Here is a 21,315-nt window from a genome sequence, read left to right on the forward strand (position 1 = left end):
TTTAAAGCACAAGGTTTTTTAGTAGCAAAAAAGGAGGACCTCCCTAAATGTCTAATTAAGTAAGTGCGAACAAACTTTCAGACAAGAAGGAGGATCTACACTTTATCTTTCATAGTATTTGCATCTATGTAAATCTTCCCCATTGTTTGAGCTGCTTTAATTTTAAGATTTAGAATTTCATTAAAACTAAATAATCCTTCGACTACAAGAATTAAGTCAGCTCCATCTATTAAAATAGTATTGAGTGATTTCCCTTTTACTAATGCGTTAACGGAATCTGCAGAAAATCCGTTAATTGAAATAAATAAACCTCTGCCATACAACTTACCATCAACTTTATAGGCAAAGTGATATAAAGCATTAGATGCGGTTAAGGAGTCTTGCCATTTTGCTTCTAAAATGTAGTTTTCCCCATCATATTTAACAGTTCCATCAATCTGTTCTCCGCTTAACTTAATTGGATCAGATATAATGAGCGATTCATAAATTGACAAATCCCTTAAGAAATTTTCTAGTAAATATCCTCTTTGTTGTAGTGTTATAGCTTTACCGAACTCATCCTTACCTTGATAAAGATTAATATATTGGTTTTTTAACTGTTCCAGTGTATTTTTTTTAAGATAAATTTCCTTTTCTTTTCTCTCACGATTTTCTTTTTGCTGTTTAATTTTTGTGTCTCTAATTTCTTGTAATTGCTTTAAATGGTTTATATTTCGAATAGCTTCACTTTCATCTAATTTCTTCAACTTCTTAAAATAATATGGATCAAAGTGATCCCAATTTACCAATGCCTGTAGCATAGATCTAATTTGTCCTATCCCTCCATCACTACGTTTAAAAAGATGACTAAATACTATATCAATAATTTGGGATCTACTAAAACCTAACTCTTCATAATTAATTACGTTCTTTAAATCATTTTTTGTACAACCGTTATTATCAAAAAAAGATATTATATCTTTTTTGGGCCAAAAAATAGATAAGATACAAGTTCGCATAGAATCTGTAATATCTTTTGGAAAAACTGTTTTCATTTAAACACCTCTCTTGGTATATTGATAATAGGAATAATAAAAAGAAAACATATCAACGATATGCTTTCTTATTAATCCTTTTATTTTACATGACAAAAAAACTATCAAGCAGAAAAAGGATAATCACAAAGCTTTACTAAGATATAATTTTAAGTGGACTCATACCAATTATACTCGTTTAGGTACTTGTTTTTTGGGGGAAATCCAGATTTTATTAAATCAATAAGCTTTATTGACTGATTGGACTTTCCAAGTGAGTAATCACACATAAAAATCAGTTTCTCTTTTTCAATAGGAAGATTTTTGACTCCCAGTGATTTATATAAATTATATAATTCTCCTATTACACCAAGGATAATAGCAGTATCACTAGTATAGATAAGATCAGACTGATCTTTAATGTATTCTCTTTTAAAATAATCCTTAAAGTTCTCTATTCCCAAGTTAAAGTCTAATTGTTTGTATCCATCAAATGAGTAATTTTCAAGATTTCTTTCATTAGAAAGCTTTTGTGGATAGTCATATTCCATTCTAGTAATACCAAGTTCTGCCGTGTCTAATTCAGAATACTTATTCCAGATATAACTATGTGATCCTCCACTACCTAAATCTGTAATTATTTTTAGTACCCCCTCATTAGATGATGGAGCAATATTAATTTCTATACCATATTTCGCATAATCTTCAATGAATTTACCGTTTATTTCTATATTTCTATTATATCCCTTTGGATTAACTAATTTATAAATGTCTTCAACAAAGTTTTTGTTACTTCCGTTGACTACATACCTCGAATTACCTGTTAATGCTATGATACTATTTGCCATATATAATTTGGAGTAATATGAAGTAATAGTAATCCAATGTTGAAGTCCGCCATCATACATTTTTAAAGCACATATATAATTGTAATACGCTTTATAAAAATTAAATAATGACTCATGCAGCATAAGAGCCTTAAAATAATTTATGTCTTCCTGATCTAATTGAATTTCAATTGATTTATTTGTTAATGATTCTTTAAATAAGGCAATATTTTCAGGATAAATTTTCTTAATGAAAAGAGGCACATTCCATTCACTTGGTCTAGGCGGAATACCTCTAATAGACAAACTTGCACTTAAATAGTTTGTATCTTTATAAAAATTAATTAAATCTTGCCTATCCATACACCATCACTCCAATCACAAAAAACTCCCCTTTACTTTCCAATGCTTTCCTTATATTACTTTACCACATTTTTTTCGTTTGAAAATTTCCATACAGAAAAAGGCACTATTTTCACCAAGAAAAAGTATATATCCATAGAGTTGGTTAGTCTTTTAGAACCTTTCCTTCAATTTTCCAAGTGACAAACTAAAAGAAGTAAAAAGTGCTTAAGATTATGGCTATTCCAGAAGAAGTACCAACAGAAAAGGAACTGGAAGCATAGGCAAGCGGAAGAACAGTTCCTGATCAACTAACTTGTATAGGTAGTCCTATTCAAACTTAGCATCTTTCTTTTTCCTAGTAGAATTATTATAACTTTATTTAAAAATACTTTTGAACAATGATTAACAGTATGTCTCTAGAAAAAATTCCTCGTCTTCTCCCATAACATAGAAATAAACCCCCTAATCTAATGATTAGAAGGTTTACGAGTGAATATTTTATATCTTTAAAAAGCATCTTTATCCTTAGTATTCGAAATTCCAACAATCTCTCTAAATTGTGCCTTGAAGCGCTCTCGTCGTTGCGGTTCCTTTGAAAAAAATTCTAGCCCATAAACTTTGGCTGTATTATTTTCAGCTAAATTTATAACATTAGGAAGGCTATTTAATTTTAACAACATATCTTCTTTCCATTTGTCATTAAAATATAAAAATTCTCCTTTAGGCTCAATTAAGATTTGATAAACTTGATCTAGCTCTTTTAAATATAGAAAGAAGTCTGGCATAAAGCCTCTTACCCCATTAAATTCCACGAGTTTTATTTGCTGTTCATTTCTAATAAGATATACTTCACTATACTTAGAATAAATTTCATCTAAAATCCCTTCGAAATAACCTATAAAATCCCATTCTAAACCATTTACAATGGCATTATCATAAACAAACCAATCCTTCTTCTTCATAGGATATGAAGATACCTTTTCATTAAATGATAAGTTCACAATAGGATTAATACTTATAGAGTAATCTTTTACTACTTCTTTAATTGGAACTGCCTCGAACTCTGTGGTACCAATCTTTTTAGAATTGTTAAGTATGATTTGACGCTTTATTTGAGTCAGTGTTCTTTCTAAATACTTTATAATTGTATTCAGCGAAAGATAAATCAGTTCTTGCCCTTTGGGATATCTTAGTGTTAAATTAACGCCCCCTAAATAGTCCTTGCTAAGAATAAATTCTTCAATTCCATCTAGGTTTGTAAAAATCTTTTTCAAATTTTGCAAATCAAAAAATCTGTTTTTTAATAATGCCTTTCGCCAAATATTCTTATTAAGTTTTATATCTGTCTCTTGTAAAGCAATCATAGCTCGGTGTTCTATATTCGTGTATACTTGTTGCTCAATAAATTCATCAGCCTCATATTCATAATAAGTCTGAACAGAAAGGTCTTTAAACGTTTTATAGTTTTCAGATGGTGGATCAATAGTTTTATTTACATATAAAAACCCATTTTTATATACTGAACTGTTTATAAAACTCTCTTTAACCTCAGCATTTAAAGTAATTCTAGAGTCTTCCACTACTACAATATCTGCTTCATTGAGGGATTTATTCAGATGCTTTATATAACTATTATCGTTAATTGTATGATAATGTAATTGTTCTAAAATTATTAGTTCATTATCTGTATTATCGAACCTTCTTTTAAAGCTCTTTTCTCCCTGATAGGGAAATGGATAATATCGAGCACCCCTCCCGATTAATTGAGCTTCACTATCAGTTATACTCTTAGTTTTAGCTGCACCCTCACTAATTCTTACAATATCAAAAAGGTTTAATACGTCCCATCCTTCGTTTAGCTTAGCTACGGCGAATATACCTCTAATATTATTTTCCATTGATTCCAAACTATTTAGTAGTTTAACGTTTTTAGGAGAGACAAATTCTTTGTCATTAGCGTTCAACAAGTTCTCTTCACGGAAATCAAATTTCAAGTCTTTTACTACTTTTATTAAGTCCATAGATTGATAGAACTGATACATTTGTGAAAAAATACTGCCTTCTGAAGCCACAATTGAATTTGAGTTGATAAAACCTTGTAATTTATTAGAGTCAAGATTTTGAATAAATTCAATAAATCTAGCGTGTGTTTGCACAGATACTTTAATGCTATTGGATTTAAAAAGTATTACAGGTTTAATGTAAATACCATTTTTCAAAGCAATATACTTTCTATATTGACTTAATAATACAGCATTTAAAATTTTATCCTGATCATCATCATTACTTCGAATTAAACTTACGTTTTTTGAATACCTATCAAGCATAAAATTTCTTAATTCATAGTTATAGATAATTTTATCTTGATATTTAGTTAATAACTCCGAATTAGTTAAATCTAAAGTTGCTGTAAACTCTAACAAACGATTTTCTGGACTTAAATTTAAAATTTTTAAGACTGTATTTTCCCAGCCATCATCAAGAACATTACCTTTTTTAGCTTTTTTAGTTGTAGCATTAAGATGATGCGCTTCATCTGATAGCATTACTAGCTTACTCATTGTTAAATCATCGTAAGTTAAACTATTTTCACTTGGAAATTTCAAATCCATATGCAACTTTTGAACAGTAGTAAACTTTAAATAGATAGTATTTTTAGATGGATATCTAGGATAACTGTTTACATAGCTAAGCGTAATCCTTTCACCATCAACAAATAATTCTTTATTTTTAAATAAGAATTTATTGGACTTAGCATTAAAAAAGTTTTCGTATGTTTTATTAATTATTGCATCACTATTTACATAAAAAAGAAACTTGTTATAACCCTTTTCTTTATAAAGATATAACATTGCAGCTGCCATTACATTCGTTTTACCCGCACCTGTTGCCATTTTAAATAATAAATGATTGTAAGTAACATTAGACAAATACCCTTCCTGTGTCTGTATAAAGTAAAGTAATGCCATATTTTGATAATAACGAAGAGGATGTTTTAAGTTTTCATCTATATAATCCGGAATTTCTATAAATGAATGAAAAAGGGACTCCTCTTGTGCTATCTTTTCACATAGTAGTCTATTCATTTATATTACTCCTTTTCAAAATAGAAACTCTTGTTGAAACTAAGTGTTGCATCTTCAAAATTAAATCTCACATCTTCCATTTCAAAATAGCTGATATAAAGTTGATTTATATCTAACTCTTTAAGTATCAGTTCCTTCACTTCATCTACAGACACTCTTTCCCATTCTTCACTATTAAATATTGTTTCACTTCTATATGAAAGAAGGAAATGCTCATCTAATTCATTCAACAATGATTGGATTTGATCTAAATCAGTTGCATTTTCAATCAACTCAATATATTTTTCATAGTTCGCTATTTCAGCATATATAAACTCTCCGCCACCTTGCCATTCATATTTCTTAGAAATACCACCAACTTCTCCATTAACTACGCTTTGTAATCTTGGTAAAGTTATGGTTTGAACATACTCCATTTGTTCCACTCCAATGAATTTTCGCTTCATTTTTAAAGCAGTAGCTAATGTTGTTCCTGATCCTGCAAAGAAATCTAGCACCAGATCCCCTTCATTAGATCCAATATGAAGAATTTTTTCAATTAATCCTTCAGGTTTAGGCGTGTCAAACTTTTCATCAAATTTAAAAGCATTTATTTCTTTTTTAGCTTCTTGATTATCCGTTACTTCATCTCTAAACCAAATAGTCATTGGAGTCACACCTTGTTTAACTTCAGCTAAATATCTTTTTAGCTGTGGAGCACCGGTGCCATCTTTACCAAAATATAATCTATTTTCATTTATTAAACGATCTGCAGTTTCTCTACTAAATCTGTAGCAACTTCCTTTAGGGGGATAAAACTCCTCACCTGTATTTGGATTTTTAATAGGAAAGACACCACTTGGTGAAAAGGATTTAACTAATACATTGTCTGATCTCCAATTGCCTCTGCCATCCCCATCATCATATTTATAATATTTATTTTGTTTCTCTGTACGAGGTAATAAATTTGGTCGCCAATTCTCTTTATTTTTCGCATAAACAACAATAAAGTCGTGACTATCAGATAACCATTTAGAATCATTTGTGGGAGAATAGCGTTTTTCCCAAATTATATTACTAACAAAATTACTTCTTCCAAAAATTTCATCACATAATACTTTTAGATATGCTTGTTCATCATCATCAATTGAAATCCAAATCGTCCCATCTTCAGCTAATAAATCTCTAGCGATTTCTAAACGATCTTTCATAAATGCCAACCAAGCAGAATGATTAAATTTATCGTTATATTTAAAACCATCTCCTCCGGTATTATAAGGTGGGTCTATTACAATTTGCTTAATACTAGCAAAAAATCTTTCTCTTAATGAATAAAGTGCTATCAAATTATTTCCTTTAATAAGTAAATTTTCATCGTTATAATCGCTAACTGACAAAATACCTTCACTATTAACTTTTACAGCTTTATCAAATACTTTAGGAGCCAGTAAAACATCAATCTCTTCTTTAGCAATAACTTTATTGAAAAAAGTTTCTTGTCTCCCTACAGATTCCTTAGTCATGCTGCCTTCAAGTAAACAGTCTTTAAACGGATAATTTAATACTGTATCTGAATTATAAGCTAAGTATTTCCCTTCAGTACTAAGACCAATTTTATTTTGGTATTTCGTATAACTATTCATCCAGTAATTCTTTAGTTGTAAAACATCAATCAACTCATCAATTTTAAGAACTTTGATTCCTTGAATGTCTTTTACGAATTTTTCACTTATTAAGTTGTCTGCTAATAGGAGCTTAATTAATTTTTCATTATAATTTCGTAAATCTTCTATTACTCTCGCCTTATTTATTTGGTTATCAATTATATAATCTTCGTCACATTCTAAAAGACTTATAAGTTTTTTATTTATATCAAACATTTATACTACTCCTTTTGTTTATCTTTTTGAAATTTTATGTGATAATAGTATCATTCGAAAGGTGGTAAATTATGACTGCATTATTAAATTACATTCACAATTCATTCAACGGAGGTCCAAACAAAAGTGTATTTATCAGTAACCCTCCAGGTCCTGCTATTCTACTTTGGACAAATAGCCAGACACATCCTAATTTAACAGGTATTACTGTAGTACGAGAGTTAAATTTAACTAATCAGAATGCTAATCAACAAAACTCTCAAAACTTAATTAATACAATTGCAACAGAAATCCGAACTAATACTGCAATTCCATTTTTAGACATAGAGTATGACTTTTTAAACGATATTCTTGTCATAGATGGGACACAATACAACGTTCAGAATGGCGGCAATTTTATTGCTAACACTTTCAATCTAACAGTTAGTAACACATCTGCTAAAGCAGTTAATAGTTCACAAGCTGTTACAGATCTATTTCATATTTGGTCAAGGTCTTTCTTTAGTGGAACAGCAGTAAGAAAAATTGACACAGATTTGGTAGTAGTTGACACTTTAAATAACACACTTTCTAGCTTTGTAGAAGTTAAAAGAAGTGATAGAGTAAACTTTAATAATTGGCAACCTTATCCTGCAGATTTATCTAATTATAAAATGATGTTTGCTTTATCTGATGCACTAAACATCCCATTCTACACTATTCATCATGACGAAGTGGGAAGCCGTACTATTTCTGCTCAAAAATTGGTAAATGTGTTTACTTATGACCCTACAAGCCCTGTAAACTGGAACGCATTCAGAAGTCTTGGAAATAGACAACAGTTAGCTGCTCAAGCAACCGTAAATTTATTATAAGAGATTCAAATTACGGTGTCTGCGGGCCATAAGCCCTATTCTCTTAATATATTTCAATAAGCCGTTATATAAAAAAGTGGTGTGTCTTAATAAAACACCCCACTTTTTATAATTATCCCCAAAAATATCTATTTTAATAACCAATAATATTTGGCTTTATTAGTAGCTACTATTTATTTCTTATTTCAAACTCATTATGAAATGACAGTATAACAATACTAGCAAAACGTAGAGATATTGTCTAAGTCAAAAATTAGCACTTGAAAAGGCATCTGTAAAAATCGAAAAATCTCATTCACCTCTCTGTGCTTTTGAGCTTACTAGAGATGATTGTTTTATATATTGAATAGAACTACCACGATTATTATATAAAACTATTGTGACAATAAAAAAAGAGCATCCATACAATTAATGGATACTGTTGTTGTTTAGAATAATTATTTATAATCTTGTAATATTGTTAACTCTTGTTTTGTATTATTAAAGTATTTATCTGAAATTAGCTTGAAATCTTCTGGTTTTAGATGGTCCAATATACCATCTCTAACTTTAATAAAGTGTACTGTATCTTTTTTGTCAAACAGCTCTCTATCAAGAATGGAGTGTTTGAATGTTAAAGTATTTATAACTTCATTTCGATCCTTATTTACCACTAAAAATTCTTCTTCTTCGGAAGCCATGTCAAATTCGAAATTACATAGACTAGATATTTCCACTTGTCCTTTTCCAATTACTTTTAAAGTGTTTAAACACCAAGGCATTATATTTTTACCCCCTATATTTTAATATTTCTAAATGGATAACACTACTGTCTTATTATCCTGTAGTGATATGCTTACTAAATATTTTATAATAAACCGCAAAAAATATCAATAGTATATATATTTTTAAAAAAGTATTTATAGTATATGGAATTTTTTTTATGCCACTATATTGTTAACTTTGAGGTGATGGTCTTGGAGGACATAGTTAAGATAGTAGGGGAGAAAATACGAAACTTTCGTAAAGAACGTGGCTTAAGTCAAGAAGAGTTAGCGCATCAAGCATCCCTACACAACACATACATCGGTCAATTAGAACGTGGTGAGAAAAACGCAACGATTGAAAGCTTATATAAAATTACTAATGCACTAGGAATTACATTAGAAGAATTGTTTAGCAATACGCAAACCGGTCCAAAAGCAAATAGTATAGAAATTACTAAGATAATCACTTTACTAGAAGATAGATCATCTAACGACCAACGTACGATTCTATCGTTTATTGAACTACTTATCAATTGGAAGGGCAATAATTGATTAGCCTCATTAATCTACAATATAAAAGCTGTGTGGACTCGCATTTAGAGTAAATACAGCTTTTATTCTTTTGTAGTAGACAATAACGCACCAAGGGGGGCACTTGTTGTGGTATGTTGCATTTCTATGCCAAATCCGCACCAAGCACCATAATTTCTGGGCAGTAACGGTAGCGAAGCTATGTATATTAAATAGAAATCGAGAAAGTGCTGGTAAATTAACTATAAATATAATTACTAGTTTTTTAAATCTCTGTTTCATCTAAAATTTATAGTATTAATAATGATTATCTTATTTTTATAGTGATATTTATAGATGATATTAGTATGTTTGAATTTTGGAAAGATAGGTTTTCAAATTTTCACTACCTCTTTCAAAAATGCATAGCTATAAATCAAATATGAATTTATCCATGTAATAAAAGAAAGAAAAAAAGTTGTCATTATAGACAACTTCTTAATAACTAATCTTTAATACCTATATCCAACATCCACTGCTGGAGCTGGGCAGCTTCATCCGGCTTTAAATTTTTAGTACTACTATAACTATTTTTTGTACTGGTTTTAACATTATCGAAAAATGGATTTTTCTTCTCCTCTTTTCTTTTAGCATTCCTTTTTTTATTTCCAACTATCTCCTCCTTCCAGTTGATTTCTACTTCTATTGAAAATAATCGACTAATATATTCTGTTATTAATATGAGAAGTTGTTCAATGGAGGACTCTTTATCAAAATTAATTAATAAAAGGCCATATGGATCTCTTTCCGTAAACTCATCTTCTTTCTTCACATTCACAAACTGCAACAGCTTATTACCCCAATCACCACTAATATCTTCGGGAATTTCTTTATGAATTACTTTTGTAGCAAAATGGAAAGTTTCACTTAATAATAGATAGGGATTGCTATGAAGACTCATTAGAGGAACGTACCTTTTTTTCTTTCCCTTCTTTCCATAGGATTTAATAAACTTCTTCTCTATTTCAAGTGTTTTTAGTAACTTACTAACTGAGGAGGAACTAACACCTAAATACATAGCCAAAGTTTGTTGCGTAGGAAAAGCATATCCCTTTTCTTCGTTGTATAAGCTAAATATTTCAAAGAGTAAGAGCTTTTCCTCCTGACTAACTCTTAGGCAGCGTCGAATACTATTCGGAGTATATACGTACCCAAAATTAGCAGCAGTTTTAATGCTTCCCCCTTCATTTATCATTTTCAAATAGTCTACTAATTTCATAATAAAACCTCCAATAATATTTTCAGGGTTATGACTTATAAAAAGTTTCCCTTTCGGCATTACCACTTTCAAATGCCTACGACATCCTTATACGAGAAGATTACTTAGTTGTTAAATAATAAAATTGATTCATTTGGAAATTATAAAATAAATCCGCACCACATCTCTGAAAAAATTTCTCAGCGGTATTACATGCCTCCCACGAAACATAAATGAAGTACCCTATTCCCTAGGTATAGGGGGGGATAATAAAAATTCTTTAAAAAAACTACTATTTTTATTAACAGAGTTTAACTATTTGAGTGTATTTTCATTTATACTGGGGACCTTTGCTAATTGACATTATATTTTGATTCATTTTTTATTTAACTCTCCATTTCGAGGCTCGTATAAATCAACAGTAGCAATTAAAACAATGCGGGGATTAAATGAAGAGGAGCAATTTCATATGAATGACAAGTTAATGGATACAAATATAGAAGAAGTAGTGATGAAGGCTGTTCAGAAGGCATTACTAGCCACACAGCATCAATTTATGGATAGTGGGTGGCTCTCCTTAAAAGATGGAGCCAGGTATGCTGGTGTCGCCTACAACACGTTTAATAAGTTCCGTGCAATGGGTTTACAAGTGTGTGAAATAGAAGGTATAAAGCGTGTGTCACGTAAAGAGATTGATCGTTTTTTAGAAGAACACAGTTTTTAATAATAATTTATGAGGATTTTCCTTTAGGTTCGATTATAATATCACTAGAGGTAAATCCTCTCTTTAATCATTTGCCCCCGCAACTGATTCAGGAGGAATTATCATGGTAAAGAAAAAAGTATCACCAATCAAAAGCTATAAGCTGAAAAGTGGTGAGACACGATACGAGTTCCCAGCTTATTTAGGTGTTGATCCACTAACTGGTAAACAGAAGCGTACATTGAAGCGTGGCTTTAAAACACATAAGGAAGCGGAATTAGCATTAGCTCGTATTAAGCTAGATGTTGCGAACGGCACGTACCAACAAGAACGTGCTGAAACGTACCAAGAAGTTTATGACCTATGGGTAAAGCAATATGAGAAGACTGTGGAAGAAAGCACATATGTAAAAACTACAGGCCTCTTTAAAAATCATATTTTGCCTGCGATGGGTACTTATAAAATTGAAAAAATACATGTCGATGTATGTCAACAGCACGTGGATGAATGGGCGTCGAAGTTAAAGAACTACCGAATGGTAAAGGCTTACGCTGCTAAGGTGCTGGATTTTGCAATTAAGCGTAGCTATATACTAACAAATCCGTTTACACATGTAGATTTACCCACTAACACTTCTAAGAAGGCTAAAAGAGCAGATGAAGATAAAGTGGAGAACTTCTATACACGGGAGCAGCTTATTGAGTTCCTATCATGTTTAGAACGTGAAAGTAACCACAAAGCTTATGTCCTATTCCGCTTACTCGCTTTCAGTGGAATGCGTAGGGGGGAAGCTTTAGCTCTTACATGGAATGACCTAAACTTCACAACAAACGAACTACGCATCAACAAGGCTCTTTCACTTGGTAAAGATAACCGACAATATGTTAAGCTTCCTAAAACAGATTTACCTCGTACAATTAAGATGGATGATAAAACAATGGCTGTTTTAAAAGAGTGGAAGAAAAAACAAAAGCTAGATTATTTAGTGCTGGGCTTTAATACAATGCAACCAAAGCAACTTGTATTTAGTAATGAACAAAATAAACACTTGCAACTTACAAAAGTTCGCAAGTGGATTGTGCAGGTACAGAATAAATACAAGCTAGGCAAAATCACAACACATGGTTTACGTCATACCCATTGTTCATTGTTATTCGAAGCGGGTGCTAGTTTGAAAGAAGTCCAAGATCGTTTAGGTCATAGTGATGTAAAAACGACGATGAACATTTATGCACATGTTACAAAGAAAGCAAAAGAAGAAGCAATATTGAAGTTCGCAAGCTATATTGAAATGTAATTCGTGACTACGTTTTGACTACGTTTTTGACTACGTTCGATTGATACTCATTGAAACTAGATGATATAGACAAAAAGAAAAAACCCTTGAATATCAAGGGTTTTGACACTGTATGAAATCAAATGATTTCGATATATGGAGACGGCGGGATTTGAACCCGCGTCCAGAAACTCTAACACTTAAGCTTCTACGCGTGTATCTTGCCTATTTAGGTTTCGCGTAGCACTATGCCGACAAGCGGGCGTCGTGTACGCTAACTTGGAAATCTCTTGCAGACAGCTCAAGTTGCACTGGCTACCGTATCCCACTATAGTTGAGCTCTACCTAGCCACATGGGCGATGGATAGATAAAGCAGATCCGAGCTTACGCTGCGAATGCTAAGTTGTTGTTTGTTTTGCCTGTTGTTATAAGTTCCGTTTTTACGGAGCCGAGCCTCCGACGCGCAACTCAAGCTCAGACTATCCCTGTCGAATCCATAACGTCCCCGTTTATGGAATATGTTGCTTAGTTACATAACTTACTATACATCAAATATGGTCAAAATTCAAGTGAGACATTCTACCAGCAATGGTAATACTGTTATTGGTTACGTTCTTTAAACGCTCTTTCAATATCACGTTTTGCCTCTTTTTTCTTCAAGACATCTCGTTTATCATAATCTTTTTTCCCTTTACCTACACCGATTAATACTTTTGCATAACCACTTTTCAAGTACATTTTCAGTGGCACGATTGTATAACCATCTCTTTTCGTTTCACCAATTAAAGTACTAATTTGTTTTTTGTGTAGCAATAGCTTTCTTGATCTAAGCGGGTCATGGTTAAATCGATTTCCTTGCTCATATGGACTGATATGCATATTGGATATCCAAGCTTCGTTATTCCGAATGCGTATGAAAGCATCCTTCAGTTGCACCTTACCATTACGAATGGATTTGATCTCTGTTCCTTGGAGTACTATCCCTGCTTCGATCGTTTCTTCAATGTAATAATCATGGTTTGCTTTTTTATTTTGTGCAAGCACCTTATCGTCATGCTTTTTAGCCATTTCATTCACCCCTCAAAAACTAAAGAAAGAGCGATTTTAGTATCGCTCCATTATTTTTTCTTCGGACGTTTACGACGTTGAGATTTTTTCGCAACTGACTCGTAAAACTTTTGTTTCTGTTTTGTTCCTTTTTTCGGACCAGGCTGGGATTTTTCTCTATTTCCAGTACCACTGCTGCCCTTTTTAGACGCATGTATAACTTTTGGTGTTTCTTTTCTAGTTCTCTGGAATGCTTTTTTCATTCCGACGATTTCAAAATCAATCGAAGCTTCTTCTGGTTTTACAGCAGACACTCGAACCGTAACTTCATCACCGATACGGAACTGCTTTCCAGCTCGTTCCCCGATCATCATCATTTGACGATCGTCAAAACGATAATAATCATCGGTCATATTCGTCACATGTACGAGACCTTCAATCGTATTCGGTAGTTCGATAAATAGACCGAAGTTCGTTACGGAACTAACAATCCCTTCAAATTCCTCGCCTATCTTATCAGCCATATACTGCGCTTTTTTCAGTGCATCTGTATCACGCTCAGCATCTACTGCGCGACGTTCACGTTTAGACGTATGCTCAGCAATATCGTCCATAATTGCTCCCCAATGGTTAATGGTTGCCTGCGACACGTCTTCATTCACTAAGTACGTACGTATTAAACGATGAACGATTAAATCCGGATAACGACGAATTGGTGAGGTGAAGTGGGTATAAAATTCGGTTGATAAACCAAAATGTCCTAGACATTCGGAATAGTATTTAGCTTGTTGTAATGAACGTAAAAGCATCGTAGAAATAACCGGTTCTTCTGGCATTCCTTCTATGTTTTCGATAATTTCTTGTAAAGCTTTTGGATGAATTTCATTACCAGTACCTTTTACAACTATCCCAAAGTTCGTTAAGAAATTAAAGAAACGTTCTAGTTTTTCAGGCTTCGGATCTTCATGGATACGGTAAATAAATGGTACATCCATCCATTTAAAATGCTCCGCAACTGTTTCATTGGCAGCAAGCATAAACTCTTCAATCAAACGCTCTGCAACAGTACGTTCTCGTGTTGCAATATCTGTTGGCCAACCATCTTCATCGACTATAATTTTTGCTTCAGGGAAATCAAAGTCAATTGCTCCACGTCGTTCACGTTTGTTACGTAGGATTTCCGCTAGCTCTGCCATTAGTTCAAACATCGGCACTAAGTCTTTATAACGCTCTATTAATGCTTCGTCTTTTTCTTCTATAATCTTGTATACATCCGAGTACGTCATTCTTTCGGTAGTTCGAATCACACTTTGGAAAATTTCGTGTGAGGTAACCATTCCTGAGCCATCAATAATCATTTCACAAGACAATGTTAAACGATCTACTTGTGGATTTAACGAACAAATTCCGTTAGACAATCGATGTGGAATCATAGGAATAACACGGTCGGCTAAGTATACACTTGTTCCACGATCATATGCTTCTCGGTCTAATGGCGATCCTTCCGTTACATAATGACTAACGTCAGCGATATGGACTCCAAGCTTATATGTACCATCCGAATTTTTCGTAACGGTTACTGCATCATCCAAGTCTTTCGCATCTGCTCCATCAATTGTAACGATTACTTCATTTCGAAGATCACGGCGATTTTCCATGTCCTTCTCATCAATTTGATCTGGAACAGCCTCTGCTTGGTTAATCACTTCTTCTGGGAAGTCGATTGTAATTCCATGTTTATAAATAATAGAAAGTATATCAACACCTGGATCATTTTTATGACCAAGAATTTGAGTTACCATACCAGTAGCAGATTTTCTTTCGTTCGGCCATTCGGTAATTTCTACGACTACCTTATGCCCTTCGATCGCACCTAGTGTGTCTCCTTTGGCAATAAAGACATCCATAGGGACCTTTTTATCGTCTGGAATAACAAATCCAAATCCTTTGTTGTCCTGGAATGTTCCAACTACCTGTGTCATTCCGCGCTGTGTTATTTTTATAATGGATCCTTCTCTACGATCTCCTGATGTTTCTTTGGAAACACGCACGAGTACTTTGTCTCCGTTAACCGCTCCATTTACTTCAGTAGGTGGGATGAAAATATCATCCATTCCGTTCTCTTCCGGTGTAACGAAACCGAATCCTTTTGCATGCCCAATAAATTTCCCAACTATTAAATTCATGCGAGAAGGAATTCCATATCTATTCGATCTAGAACGGACGACGAAACCGTATTCCTCCATTTGAACAAGAGTTTTTACTAACTCTTTAAAATCATCTGCGTCAACCAGATTAAAATGCTCTTCTAGCTCTTTTGTTGTTAATGGTTTGTATTCTTCTGTGTTCATTAGATCTAGTAATTGTTGTTTCATATTTTCCATCTAACATCCCTCCTTTTTCAGCGTGTGCACATTTGGACTGTTTTACACATTCCAATCAAGCGACTCCAAAAAGTTTAATATATCTTCATGCAATTGCTCTTTTTCTGAACCGAGTGTGATTACGTGTCCGGAGTTTTCATACCAATTTAGTTTTTTCTCAAACGATTCCGCCTGTTCAAATATATATTCGGCAGAAGAAATATCGATAACTTTATCTTTTTTTCCTTGAGTAACTAATAAAGGAGCATACACATGATCTACATGCTCGCGCACATTGTAAACAAATTCTCTTAGCTCAGCCAATGTCTCCATCGGTGTTTTTCGAATAGCCTCTACTTCTTCTTCTATTTGTTGCTCGGATTTTCCTTCATATTTCTTATATTCTTTTGCGTATTTTAATACACCTTCAAACATAATATCCGTAGTTTTCATCGTCATCGGGGAACACATCGTGACAATACCTTTTACAGGTACTGTATACCCTAACTTCAGTGAGAATACTCCTCCAAGTGAGAGCCCAGCAACTGCAATTTCTTCATAGCCCGCTGCTTTTAGTTGGTCATAGCCTCGCATAACATCCTTCCACCAGTCTTGTGGACCAGTTTCCAACAGTTCTTCTGGTGGTACACCATGTCCTTTGTAATGTGGGGCAAGTGAGGTGTAGCCGTTTTTTTCTAAAAAGCGTCCAAGCATACGTACATCTGAAGAATTTCCAGTAAACCCATGAAGCAACAATACTGCTCGTTTTCCAGCTTCAAAGAAAAACGGCTTTGGAGTTGAAATTCGCATATGTAAAACCTCCATCAAAGATAAGCTTTTCGCATTATTTACCATACTAATTATTTCATTAATTAGCTTAATATGCCCGAATAATGCCTTATATTTCATATGTATAATTATTTTTAGTAAAAGAAAACGCCTAACCAATCAGAAGTCGGTCAGGCGGTTCACATCTGTTTTATAATCAAAAGGCTTTGGCTTTAGTGTTTAATACACTCACCAGAATAAATGACCCTATCAATAGAGTAGGATTAAAATTTAGTTATGGCAATAGTCAATATAAAAAATAGAACTGCAAGTACAACCGTTACTCTATGTAAGACTAAGTCCATACCTCGAGCTTTTTGTTTTCCAAAAAGTTGTTCAGCTCCACCAGAGATGGCTCCTGAAAGACCAGCACTTTTCCCTGATTGTAACAATACAACAACGATTAATGCGAGCGCAACGATGACAAGTAAAGTCAATATTAATGCGTGCATTTATTCCACCTCCTGAAAAGAACGTTCACAATATATATAATTTTACCAAAAAACAAGTTCATTTACAACCTATCGCCAAAATATTTAGTTAGAAAATCTGATTCCTCTGTGGATATTTAGCTTGGGATTTAATTTAGGTAAAGAAGTGGGCATACCAGGCATCAAAAAATAAAAAAAAGAAGAGATTGATCAATTAAAAAAGGTTAGGTTGTCCTTTCTTCTTGTCCGATTTTTCCTAGTGAAATATTCATTCAATCCTGCTTTAACCATAATGCAATTTGCAAGGTTATAGCATCCTGTAGAACGGATGGATTATAACCGGTAATTTCGCATATCTTGTTTAAACGATAGGTCAAAGTATGTCTATGAATCTCTAATGTCTCCGCACATATCGCAAGCTGTTGGTTGCAGTTGAAATACTCCTGTAATGTATGAAGTAGCTTTCCATTTAATCCTTTTAACATACGGTTCGTAAAGTGCTGGACTTCAGATGACTCTCTCTTTTTGAATAAAGAATAGAGTTCTACATCTTCAAAATACACGATAACTTTTTTCGAATCACCGTATTGTAAAGCTACCTTCGCAGTTTCATACGCATAGCTAATACTATCAAGTGTTTCTACCACTTGTCCTACCCCTAGTCGAAGGGTACTATACTTTTTCAACTTTTGGCTGAGCATAGTTAATTTCTTTTTCATTTCTTTTTCTTCCATCTCGGAAATAAGGATGAAATGTTCGTGCAGTTGATAGTGTCCTAATATAATTGAGTCGTTTTTAAAAAAATGTTCAAGGTCTTGCACAATAGTTTGATATGAAATGGATTCTGGATTAAGTTCAATAACCCATGTGTAAAAGGGAGGTTTTAGTGAAAAACCTAGTTTTGTCATTCTTTCGAACATAACCTTTTGTATGACTTGGTTATTCATCAGCTCTAGAAAAATCATCTCTTGCATTTTTCGTTTCCATTCTCGTTCCGATACAATTAGTGCTTGATGAACCATCATTTCTGTTGTGAGTTGTACAAGTGTAGCAATTTCTTCTATTTGTTCAGGATCTCCTGTGATACCTATAACCCCTACCAAATCATTTTGATAGTGAATGGGTAAGTTTATCCCAGGCTTTGTCTTTGGATACAAATGGTTGTTCTGTTCCGTAATCCATAAGGGCTTTTTCGTTTGAGCAACTATTAAAGCACCTTCATGGATACTTTCGACGCGCAATAGGTCACCCGAAGCTAAGATCATACCGTTTGTTTGCATAACGTTAATATTACGTTGAAGTCGCAACATTGTTTGGTCAACAATTTGTTCGGCAAGCTGTTTTGTAATCATAGTAGAACCTCCAGGAAGTATAAAAACGCACTGTTATAATACAGTTATTTTATACACTAAGTATAATGTATTTCTTTTAAACTATCACTATAATTCTATGTAAGCGCTTTATTGATTGGAGGTATTATAGTGAAAATCGTTGTCAGTCCTGATTCTTATAAAGGATCATTAACAGCAACAGAGGCTGGACGGGTAATAGTTAGAAGTATAAAAGAGTTCGATTCAACAATTGAAACTGTACTACTACCCGTTGCAGATGGAGGGGAAGGAACTTTAGAGCCACTTATCTCTGCAACAAAGGGAAAACTAGTTCCCGTGGAGGTAAATGATCCAATAGGTCGTTCTATTCAAGTGGATTATGGAATTCTCGGAGACGGTGAAACATGTGTCATTGAGATGGCTAAAGCATCAGGGTTAACTCTTCTGTTAGACCATGAAAGGGATCCGCTTATCGCATCTACTTTTGGGACAGGTGAATTAATCCGACATGCATTAGACAGAGGATATCGAAAATTTATTATTGGCATCGGAGGAAGTGCTACGAATGATGGCGGTACTGGTATGCTCCGGGCGCTAGGGATGAAATTTCGTAATGAAGTTGGAGAAGAAATTTCTCAGGGTGCAGAATCACTGCATTCACTTCATGAAATTGATGCAACTGAATTCGACTTGCGTATATCAGATGCTCACTTCGTTATTGCGTGCGATGTAGATAATCCTTTTATAGGGCCAAATGGAGCTACTGCTATTTTCGGACCTCAAAAAGGCGTTACACCTGAGCAGGTGGAATCAATAGATAGAAATCTAGCAAACCTAGCAAATAAGATAGAGAGTTTAACAGGGATAGCCCTTCATGATCGCCCAGGGGCAGGGGCAGCAGGCGGACTTGGAGGTGCATTTTTAGCGTTTTTTCCAGTCACATTAAAACCTGGTATTGAAGTTATCATAGAAGCTGTTAATTTTCATCAGGAGATCGAGCATGCAGATTTTATTATTACCGGAGAGGGGAAATCGGATCTTCAAACCCTTTCTGGAAAAGCACCAATAGGCATTGCGAAAGTGGCTAAAGCAAAGAATATCCCAATCATTTTAATATCCGGGCTCATAGCGTCGGATAGTATTTTGGCATTATCTTCTCATTTCGATTTATTAGTTAGCGTTTCAGATGATACTGTTTCGCAACAGGAGTCGATTGAAAATGCAGAACATTATTTAAGGATTAGAACAAAAGAAACCATGTATAAGTTATTTCAAAAATAAAAAGGGGTGTGTCATGTGTTACTTTTAGTCATATTAATTGGGGTCATCTTAATTGTAGTGTTAACGGCTGTGTTCAAGCTTCACCCATTTATAGCATTACTTATTAGTGCCTTTTTCGTAGGTATTGCTTCAGGGATGCCATTACTTACAGTAGTCGAAAATGTAAATACTGGTTTCGGTGGACTGATGACGAATATCGGTATTGTTATCGTTGCAGGTACAATTATAGGCGTTATTTTAGAAAAATCCGGTGCTGCTTATCGGATGGCAGAGGTTGTACTTCGAGTTTTAGGTGAAAAACGCCCGCAACTTGCCATGTCAATTATCGGATATATCGTGTCGATTCCTGTATTTTGTGATTCTGGATTTATTATTCTATCGAGTTTAATGAAGTCTTTAGCAAAACGTTCCAAAGTAAAAGTTGCTTCAATGGCTGTTGCTTTATCAACTGGGCTATATGCGACACATACATTAGTTCCACCAACCCCAGGGCCAATAGCTGCAGCTGGTAATATCGGGGCTTCAGACTATCTAGGAACAATCATTTTAGTTGGTCTATTTGTAGCAATTCCTGCAGTTATAGTAGGTTATATTTGGGCGGTGAAAGTAGGTACAAAAGTTGATGTAGAAGCGGATCAGGAAGAGGCACTTGACTATGATGAAATTATCAAATCATTTGGTAAAATGCCATCCACATTCAAATCATTTCTTCCAATCGTTTTACCTATAGTGCTGATCGGAATTGGTTCAGTCGCGGCTTTAACAGGTAGCGAATCAGGCTTTATACATTTCTTGCAATTCTTAGGGGCACCAACTGTGGCGTTAATATTCGGCGTGTTTTCAGCCTTCTTATTATTACCCGAAATTAGTGAAAAAACATTGTCTGGATGGATTGGTGATGCGTTAAAAGAAGCGGCTCCAATCTTATTAATCACAGGTGCTGGTGGTTCATTCGGTACAGTAATCAAGAATTCTGGAGTTGCAGAGCTTTTGCAAAAAATGGATTTAGGTGCTCTATCAACAGGTGCATTATTCCTATTAGTACCGTTTCTAATAGCGGCGGCACTTAAAACGGCGCAAGGGTCTTCTACAGCTTCATTGGTTATAACATCTTCGCTCATAGCTCCAATGCTACCTACATTAGGGATTGAAGGAGCGCTGCCATTAGCATTAGTTGTTATGGCTATAGGAGCAGGTGCAATGACAGTCAGCCATGTAAATGACAGCTTCTTCTGGGTAGTTACACAATTTAGTGGAATGAAAGTAACAGATGCATACAAGGCACAAACAATGGCTACCTTACTACAAGGTGTTACAACTATTATTGTTACAATGCTCATTTGGTTGATATTTGTATAAGCAATAAAACACCACTTACTCCTTTTTATAAGGAATACGTGGTGTAGCCTCTTCATCATTTAAAAAGTAGTATACCCTCACAGGCAGGTATATTTATCGTTAAAAATTCTAAACATTAGGTCCTTCTGTATTGAACATATTTGGCTATAAGGAATTCATCGCAAAGTCTAGTCCAGACATTTAAGGAAACTTTAAGT

General features: G+C 33.9%; 17 protein-coding genes and 1 other RNA gene. 6 read left to right on the forward strand and 12 right to left on the reverse strand.

Annotated elements, in window-relative coordinates:
- Positions 1-95: 95 nt before the first annotated feature.
- From ACIQX2_RS14325 to ACIQX2_RS14340, 4 genes are all read right to left on the reverse strand, one after another.
- On the reverse strand, positions 96-1,034 hold the full coding sequence (locus ACIQX2_RS14325) for a hypothetical protein (protein WP_402851721.1): 939 nt from the start codon (positions 1,032-1,034) through the stop codon (positions 96-98).
- Between the two features lie 149 nt (positions 1,035-1,183).
- Complete coding sequence (locus ACIQX2_RS14330; protein ID WP_402851723.1) at positions 1,184-2,203, reverse strand: hypothetical protein; 1,020 nt, start codon at positions 2,201-2,203, stop codon at positions 1,184-1,186.
- Positions 2,204-2,691: 488 nt separating this feature from the next.
- Positions 2,692-5,271 (reverse strand): DEAD/DEAH box helicase family protein, encoded by a 2,580-nt coding sequence (locus tag ACIQX2_RS14335; RefSeq protein WP_402851725.1) that lies wholly within the window; start codon positions 5,269-5,271, stop codon positions 2,692-2,694.
- A gap of 5 nt (positions 5,272-5,276) precedes the next feature.
- On the reverse strand, positions 5,277-7,130 hold the full coding sequence (locus ACIQX2_RS14340) for a DNA methyltransferase (protein ID WP_402851728.1): 1,854 nt from the start codon (positions 7,128-7,130) through the stop codon (positions 5,277-5,279).
- A gap of 71 nt (positions 7,131-7,201) precedes the next feature.
- Here ACIQX2_RS14340 and ACIQX2_RS14345 point away from each other — a divergent pair, with 71 nt between their 5' ends.
- Entirely contained in the window at positions 7,202-7,984 is a 783-nt protein-coding gene (locus tag ACIQX2_RS14345) for a hypothetical protein (protein WP_402851731.1), read from the forward strand.
- A 437-nt stretch (positions 7,985-8,421) separates the two neighbouring features.
- On the opposite strand, the gene ACIQX2_RS14350 is transcribed toward ACIQX2_RS14345, so the two are convergent.
- The gene (locus ACIQX2_RS14350; RefSeq protein WP_402851734.1) at positions 8,422-8,745 is read right to left on the reverse strand and encodes a hypothetical protein; all 324 of its coding nucleotides are present in this window, start codon (positions 8,743-8,745) and stop codon (positions 8,422-8,424) included.
- A gap of 195 nt (positions 8,746-8,940) precedes the next feature.
- On the opposite strand from ACIQX2_RS14350, the gene ACIQX2_RS14355 reads away from it, so the two are divergent.
- Positions 8,941-9,282 (forward strand): helix-turn-helix domain-containing protein, encoded by a 342-nt coding sequence (locus ACIQX2_RS14355; RefSeq protein WP_402851737.1) that lies wholly within the window; start codon positions 8,941-8,943, stop codon positions 9,280-9,282.
- Positions 9,283-9,745: 463 nt separating this feature from the next.
- Here ACIQX2_RS14355 and ACIQX2_RS14360 read toward each other — a convergent pair whose 3' ends face one another.
- The gene (locus tag ACIQX2_RS14360; protein WP_402852151.1) at positions 9,746-10,495 is read right to left on the reverse strand and encodes a helix-turn-helix domain-containing protein; all 750 of its coding nucleotides are present in this window, start codon (positions 10,493-10,495) and stop codon (positions 9,746-9,748) included.
- A 472-nt stretch (positions 10,496-10,967) separates the two neighbouring features.
- On the opposite strand from ACIQX2_RS14360, the gene ACIQX2_RS14365 reads away from it, so the two are divergent.
- A complete protein-coding gene (locus ACIQX2_RS14365) occupies positions 10,968-11,222 on the forward strand; it encodes a DNA-binding protein (RefSeq protein ID WP_402851740.1) in 255 nt (84 codons plus the stop codon).
- 103 nt (positions 11,223-11,325) lie between these two features.
- Positions 11,326-12,498 (forward strand): site-specific integrase, encoded by a 1,173-nt coding sequence (locus ACIQX2_RS14370; protein ID WP_402851743.1) that lies wholly within the window; start codon positions 11,326-11,328, stop codon positions 12,496-12,498.
- Between the two features lie 133 nt (positions 12,499-12,631).
- On the opposite strand, the gene ssrA is transcribed toward ACIQX2_RS14370, so the two are convergent.
- From ssrA to ACIQX2_RS14400, 6 genes are all read right to left on the reverse strand, one after another.
- Positions 12,632-12,985: a transfer-messenger RNA gene (gene ssrA, locus ACIQX2_RS14375) on the reverse strand.
- Positions 12,986-13,078: 93 nt separating this feature from the next.
- Positions 13,079-13,546, reverse strand: a complete 468-nt coding sequence (gene smpB, locus ACIQX2_RS14380; RefSeq protein WP_402851746.1) for an SsrA-binding protein SmpB — start codon at positions 13,544-13,546, stop codon at positions 13,079-13,081.
- A 50-nt stretch (positions 13,547-13,596) separates the two neighbouring features.
- On the reverse strand, positions 13,597-15,909 hold the full coding sequence (rnr, locus tag ACIQX2_RS14385; RefSeq protein WP_402851749.1) for a ribonuclease R: 2,313 nt from the start codon (positions 15,907-15,909) through the stop codon (positions 13,597-13,599).
- Positions 15,910-15,951: 42 nt separating this feature from the next.
- Positions 15,952-16,698: an alpha/beta hydrolase gene (locus ACIQX2_RS14390; protein ID WP_402851752.1), complete on the reverse strand. Its 747-nt coding sequence runs from the start codon at positions 16,696-16,698 to the stop codon at positions 15,952-15,954.
- 242 nt (positions 16,699-16,940) lie between these two features.
- Positions 16,941-17,168, reverse strand: a complete 228-nt coding sequence (secG, locus tag ACIQX2_RS14395) for a preprotein translocase subunit SecG (protein WP_093062669.1) — start codon at positions 17,166-17,168, stop codon at positions 16,941-16,943.
- 251 nt (positions 17,169-17,419) lie between these two features.
- A complete protein-coding gene (locus ACIQX2_RS14400) occupies positions 17,420-18,499 on the reverse strand; it encodes a CdaR family transcriptional regulator (protein ID WP_402851757.1) in 1,080 nt (359 codons plus the stop codon).
- 129 nt (positions 18,500-18,628) lie between these two features.
- Here ACIQX2_RS14400 and ACIQX2_RS14405 point away from each other — a divergent pair, with 129 nt between their 5' ends.
- Positions 18,629-19,759 carry a glycerate kinase gene (locus tag ACIQX2_RS14405; protein ID WP_402851760.1) on the forward strand — a complete coding sequence of 377 codons (1,131 nt, stop codon included), beginning with the start codon at positions 18,629-18,631 and terminating at the stop codon, positions 19,757-19,759.
- Positions 19,760-19,774: 15 nt separating this feature from the next.
- Positions 19,775-21,118 (forward strand): GntP family permease, encoded by a 1,344-nt coding sequence (locus tag ACIQX2_RS14410; RefSeq protein ID WP_402851763.1) that lies wholly within the window; start codon positions 19,775-19,777, stop codon positions 21,116-21,118.
- The last annotated feature ends 197 nt before the right edge of the window (positions 21,119-21,315 follow it).

The organism is Psychrobacillus sp. NPDC096623 (assembly GCF_044762655.1).
Lineage (GTDB): Bacteria > Bacillota > Bacilli > Bacillales_A > Planococcaceae > Psychrobacillus.